This window comes from Thauera sp. ZXT1-4 (assembly GCF_052598215.2).
In genome coordinates this window covers 23,451-29,839 of record NZ_JBQWSN020000030.1, presented here as the reverse complement: position 1 = coordinate 29,839, position 6,389 = coordinate 23,451, and the positions used below count along the sequence as shown (strand labels likewise).

General features: G+C 64.0%; 3 protein-coding genes. 2 read left to right on the top strand and 1 reads right to left on the bottom strand.

Annotation, left to right across the window (positions count from 1 at the left end):
- Positions 1-173: 173 nt before the first annotated feature.
- Complete coding sequence (locus ACUH78_RS16380; RefSeq protein WP_445334013.1) at positions 174-881, bottom strand: fumarylacetoacetate hydrolase family protein; 708 nt, start codon at positions 879-881, stop codon at positions 174-176.
- A 130-nt stretch (positions 882-1,011) separates the two neighbouring features.
- On the opposite strand from ACUH78_RS16380, the gene purL reads away from it, so the two are divergent.
- Entirely contained in the window at positions 1,012-4,947 is a 3,936-nt protein-coding gene (purL, locus tag ACUH78_RS16375; RefSeq protein ID WP_445334014.1) for a phosphoribosylformylglycinamidine synthase, read from the top strand.
- Positions 4,948-5,065: 118 nt separating this feature from the next.
- Positions 5,066-6,388, top strand: coding sequence for an HD-GYP domain-containing protein (locus ACUH78_RS16370; protein ID WP_445334015.1), 1,323 nt, complete (start codon positions 5,066-5,068; stop codon positions 6,386-6,388).
- Position 6,389: the final 1 nt, after the last annotated feature.

The following is a 6,389-nucleotide window of genomic DNA, read 5'->3' as shown; positions in this document are numbered from 1 at the left end:
GAAAGTAGGTCATCGTCAGACTAACCCAACTACACAACGCCCTGATGAACATAAACTCATCAGGGCGTTCGTGCGTCAAAAAAAAGCAAAAAAACACCCGTGAGCGCAAACACGGGCGCAATACCCGCAGCAACATAAAGGCGGATATTGCCGTGACCTGCTCGGCGAGAGAGTCAGTCCGGGGGGGCGATTTTGAAGCTGAGGGTTCCTACCCTTTCGATGCGCCCTTCCAACTGGTCGCCCGGTTGGACGGGGCCAACGCCTTCAGGGGTACCGGTGAAGATCAGGTCACCGGGTTCAAGGTGGTAGTAGCTTGAGAGGTCGGAGATGATCTCGGGGACGCTCCAGATCATGTCGGAGAGGTTGCCGTGCTGGCGGACTTCCCCGTTGACGTAGAGCGAGATCTCGCCCTCGGACGGGATACGTCCCTCAGCGGGAGTGATTTCGCCGACGACCGCGCCGTTTTCCACGTTTTTTGCCACGTCCCAGGGATTGCCCTTGGCCTTTGCGGTGGCCTGCAGGTCGCGCCGGGTCATGTCCAGACCGCAGGCGTAGCCGTAGATCATTCCGATCGCGGCGTCGGGGGTGACTCGGAAGCCGCCAGTGCCGAGGGCCACCACCAACTCGACCTCATGATGATAGTCTTGCGTTTCAGGGGGGTAGGGCGCTGATCCGCCCGCAGCCACGACCATTTGGGCGAACTTGGTGAAGTAGACGGGGCGCATGGTCGCCTTGTCGACGGTGGTGCCCATTTCCTTCGCGTGTGCCTGGTAGTTCCTCCCGACGAAAAAAACGCGGTTTACCGGGAGGCGTGCGCTCGTGCCGCGCACTGGTAGCGTCACGGGCGCTGGAGGCGCCCAAAGGTAATTGATGTCCGCCACGTCCAACTTCCGCAAATAAGAGATCTGCAGTCTACAACGCCCGAGCGCAACGGGGGGCTCGGTTATAATCCAGGGTCCTGCCGGATGCCATCCCGCGACGGCCAGTCTTCAGACCTTGCTTCCGAGAATCATGACCTCGATCCTCAAACTGCGTGGCGCTGCGGCGCTTTCACCTTCCCGTCTGGAACGTCTTAGCCGTGCAGTGGAGGGCGTGGTTCCAAAGCTCGCCGGCCTGGCGGCGGAGTTCCGGTATTTCATCGAGTTGGAGGCTCCGTTGGCCGATGAGGAGCACACCCGCCTGGTCAGTCTGCTCGATGCGCATCCCCAGAGCGAGACGCTTCCCGGCGGTGTGATGGTACTCGTCGTGCCGCGTCTCGGCACCATCTCGCCCTGGTCATCGAAGGCGACGGATATCGCGCACCAATGCGGTTTTGACAAGATCGTACGCATCGAGCGCGGCATTGCGTATTCGATCGATGCACGCGGGGTTCAAGGGAACGCCGCGCTGCTCGCCCTGCTGCATGACCGCATGACCGAGTCCGTGCTCGGTGGCGAGGACGAGGCCGACGCCTTGTTTCACCACTATGCGCCGCAGCCGCTCACCACGGTCGATATCCTCGCTGGCGGGCGCGCCGCGCTTGAGAGCGCGAATAGCGATCTTGGTCTGGCGCTTTCCGACGATGAGATCGACTACCTTGTCGAAAATTTCAGCCGCTCCGGGCGCAATCCGACCGACGTCGAGCTGATGATGTTCGCCCAGGCCAATTCCGAGCACTGCCGTCACAAGATCTTCAACGCCGACTGGGTGATCGACGCGCGGCCGATGGAGAAGTCCCTGTTCGGCATGATCAAGGATACGCACAAGGCCCACCCTGACGGCACGGTGGTCGCGTATTCGGATAACGCCTCGATCATCGAAGGCGCGCGCATTGCCCGCCTGTATCCCGATGCCGACGGCGCTTTCCGCTATCATGACGAGGAGACTCATATCCTCGCCAAAGTCGAGACGCACAACCACCCGACCGCGATCTCGCCCTTCCCGGGCGCGGCCACCGGCGCCGGCGGCGAGATCCGTGACGAGGGCGCGACTGGCCGCGGCTCGCGTCCCAAGGCCGGCCTGGCCGGCTTCACGGTCTCCAACCTCAATATTCCGGATTTCGGCCAGCCCTGGGAGAAACCCTACGGCAAGCCAGAGCGCATCGCCTCCGCGCTCGACATCATGATCGAGGGGCCGGTCGGTGCCGCTGCATTCAACAATGAATTCGGCCGCCCCAATCTCGCCGGCTATTTCCGAACTTTCGAGCAGGCGGTGCAGGGTGAGGTGCGGGGTTATCACAAGCCGATCATGATCGCCGGCGGCCTGGGTAGCATCCAGGCGCAGCAGTCGGAAAAGCCCACCTTCCCGCCGGGTACGCTGCTGATCCAGCTTGGCGGCCCGGGCATGCTGATCGGTCTCGGGGGCGGTGCGGCTTCGTCGATGGCGACCGGCACCAACACCGCCGATCTTGACTTCGCCTCGGTGCAGCGCGGCAACCCGGAGATCCAGCGCCGCTGCCAAGAGGTCATCGACGCCTGCTGGCAGCAGGGTGACAAGAACCCGATCATCGCCATCCATGACGTCGGCGCGGGCGGCCTGTCGAACGCGATGCCCGAACTCGCCGACCACGCCGGCCTGGGTGCGCACTTCGAACTGCGCGAGGTGCACATCGAGGAGCCGGGCATGAGCCCGCGCGAGATCTGGTCGAACGAATCGCAGGAGCGCTACGTGCTCGCGATCGCGCCCGAGAGCCTGCCGATGTTCCAGGCCTTCTGCGAGCGCGAGCGCTGCCCGTTCGCGGTGCTCGGTACCGCTACCGCGGACGGCCGTCTGACGGTGTCCGACCGCCACTTCGGCAACAAGCCGGTGGACATGGACATGAAGGTGCTGCTCGGCAAGCCGCCGAAGATGACGCGCAACGTGTCGCGCCGCGCGGTGCACCTGCCGCCCTTCGATACGACCGATTTCGACCTGCAGGAAGCCGGTATGCGCGTGCTGCGCATGCCCGCGGTGGCGAGCAAGAGCTTCCTGATCACCATCGGCGACCGCTCGGTCGGTGGCCTGACTGCGCGCGACCAGTTCGTCGGTCCCTGGCAGGTGCCGGTGGCCGACGTCGCGGTCACCGCGATGAGCTTCCAGGGCTACCGCGGCGAAGCCTTCGCCATGGGAGAGCGCACGCCGCTGGCCTGCGTGGACGCGCCGGCTTCGGGTCGCATGGCGATTGGTGAGGCGATCACCAACATCGCCGCGGCCGATATCGAGAAGCTGGGGGACGTGAAGTTGTCCGCCAACTGGATGGCGGCCGCTGGGCACCGTGGCGAGGACGCGAAGCTCTTCGACACCGTGCAGGCAGTCTCCGAGTTCTGCATCAGCGCCGGGGTTTCGATCCCGGTGGGAAAGGACTCGCTGTCGATGCGCACCGCCTGGCGTGACGGTGAGGAGGACAAGCAGGTCGTCTCCCCGCTGTCACTGATCGCGACCGCCTTCGCTCCGGTGCAGGACATCCGCAACACGCTTACCCCGCAGCTGCATCTGCCTGAAGGTGTGGAAACCGAGCTGCTGTTGATCGACCTCGGTAACGGCAGGAACCGCCTTGGCGGCTCGGTACTGGCCCAGGCTTATGACGCGGTCGGTGAGCACGCGCCCGACGTAGATCCGCACCAGCTCAAGGCGTTCTTCGATGCGGTCCAGCAGTTGCGTCGTGATGGCCTGCTGCTCGCCTATCATGACCGCTCTGACGGTGGTCTCTTCGCAACCGTGTGCGAGATGGCCTTTGCCGCGAAGTGCGGCCTGTCGCTGATTCTCGACACTGTTTGCTACGACCCCTACATGATGGACGTGGACGGCCTGGAGAAGAAACCGGACTCCCTCAAGGGTCGCTTCGACGATCGCCTGTTCGCTGGCCTCTTTGCCGAGGAGCTCGGCGCGGTCATACAGATCCGCCGCGACGACCGCGCCCGCATCACCGGGGTCTTGCGCACCGCGAAGCTTGCCTACCACTTCATCGGCGAGCCGAACGACAAGGACGAGATCCGCTTCCGCCGCAACGCAAAGCTGGTTTTCGCCGCCAGCCGGGTGGAACTGCTGCAGGCCTGGTCCGAAACGAGCCATCGCATCGCGAAGCTGCGCGACGATCCCGAATCCGCACAGCAGGAGTTCGAGGCGCTCGCCGATGCCAGCGATCCCGGCCTGTCGGTCGCGCTGACCTTCGACGTCCGCGAGGATGTAGCGGCGCCTTTCGTCGCCGGTGGCGCGCGGCCCAAGGTCGTCGTGCTGCGCGAGCAGGGTGTGAACTCCCAGTTCGAAATGGCGGCCGCCTTCGAGCGCGCCGGTTTCACGCCGGTCGATGTGCACATGTCCGACCTGCAGGCGGATCGCATCGATCTCGCCGACTTCCATGGGCTGGCGGCTTGCGGTGGCTTCTCCTACGGCGATGTGCTCGGTGCGGGCCAGGGGTGGGCCAAGTCCATCCTGTTCAACCAACGTCTGCGCGATGCGCTCGAAGCCTTCTTCCGTCGCAGCGACACTTTCGCGCTCGGCGTCTGCAACGGTTGTCAAATGATGGCCCACCTTGCGCCGATCATTCCAGGCGCCGAGGCTTGGCCGACCTTCCATCGCAACCGCAGCGAGCAGTTCGAGGCGCGCTTCGTGATGGTTGAGGTGCCAGAGAGTCCGTCCATCCTGCTGCAGGGCATGGCGGGCAGCAGGATGCCGATCGTGGTCAGCCACGGCGAGGGCAGGGCGGTGTTCCGCAACGAGGGCGACCGGGCGCGCGCGCTTGTAGCGTTGCGCTATGTCGACAACCATGGAAATCCCGCACAAGCTTATCCGGCGAACCCCAATGGGTCGCCCGAAGGTGTCACTGGCTTCACCACCGCGGACGGTCGATTCACGATCATGATGCCGCACCCGGAGCGCACGGCTCGTACGCTGCAGATGTCGTGGGCGCCGCAGTGGCTGGTGAACGAAAGCCCGGACGCCTCTCCCTGGCTGCGCATGTTCCGTAACGCGCGGCTGTGGCTGGGGTGATGCGGCCGTGATGCCTGCTTTGGGGCGTACCGCAGCTGGGAGGCGCTCAAGTGCGGGCTTCGGATGCCGTTATCGATGGACAGGGAGGAGTGTGTCTGGTCATCAACCGGAGTAATCATTGCGGCAGACGATAGCAACGCGCGACCTCAGGATCGGAATGTTCATCGCGGACATCGACCGACCGTGGGAGGAGACGCCTTTTCTGATGCAGGGCTTTCTGCTCAGGAATACGGACCAGCTCAGGGCGCTGCAGAACTACTGCCGCACGGTGGTGATCGACCGCCTGCGCTCGACGGGAGACCAGTTCAGCGACAAGGCGATCGGCGAAGAAGATGACCTGCTGCTCGGGCGCGAGGGTGGCATCCCGGAGGATCTTCTGGCTTCGCGCCAGGAGGCGCGCCGCTTTCTGTGCCTGTTGCGCGACTTCAAGGGCAAGATCCACTCCCAGCGGCTCCCCGAACTGCCACCGATCGATAGCGGAACCAGACGTAGCGAACTCGAGGCAGAATTGCGCTACATGGCGCCGATTGTGGATGACGTGTTCCGCGTGCTGCGCGAAGTCAGACTGGCCATCGACGGCGGCGGGCGATTCGATGCCGAAGTTGTCCAGAGCCTCGTCAACGAGATGGCGGGGGGGCTGGAGCGCAATCCGGATGCGCTGCTCTGGCTGACGCGGCTGAAGCGCACCGACCAGTACAGCTACGACCACGCGGTCAATGTCTCGGTGTATCTGATGATTTTTGGCCGCTTCGTCGGGTTCGACAGCAAGGAGGTTCGCCGTCTCGGATTTGCGGGGTTGCTGCAGGATCTGGGCAAAATCCAGATCGACTACGCATTGCTGCGCAAGGCCGGACCGCTCACGACCAAGGAGTTCGAGCACGTCAAGGCGCATGTCACAAACACGCTGAAGATCCTGCGTGAAAGTGCCGAGGTTGACCGTGAGGTGCTGGCCATCGTGGGCGTCCACCATGAGCGCTATGACGGCTCAGGTTACCCGCGCGGCCTTTGGGGCATGAACATCCCGCTTCCCGGAGAAATGTCCGGAATCGTCGATACCTATTGCGCCATGACGCAGCAACGGGTGTATTCCGATGCGGTGTCCAGCCAGCATGCCATGGAGACGCTCAACCGCCTGCGCGGCAAGCAGTTTCGAGATGTGCTCGTGGACCAGTTCATCCAGTGCATCGGACTGTACCCGATCGGCACGCTCGTCGAGCTCAACACCGGGGAGGTCGCCGTCGTCATCCAGCAGAACCAGGTACGCCGCCTCAGGCCGACGGTGCTGGTGCTGCTCGGGCCCGACAAGACGGTCGAGCGCTTCCCGCGCACGCTCAACCTGCTCATGCAGCCCGCCACGCCAGAAGGGCTGCCGTATCGCATCACCCAGGCGCTGCCGCCCGATTCGTACGGCATCGACCCTGCAGATTTCTACCTGGCCTGAC

What these genes read in the sequence shown, in the direction of transcription:
- purL (WP_445334014.1), top strand. Translation starts at nt 1,012, where the DNA reads ATGACCTCGATCCTCAAACTGCGTGGCGCTGCGGCGCTTTCACCTTCC.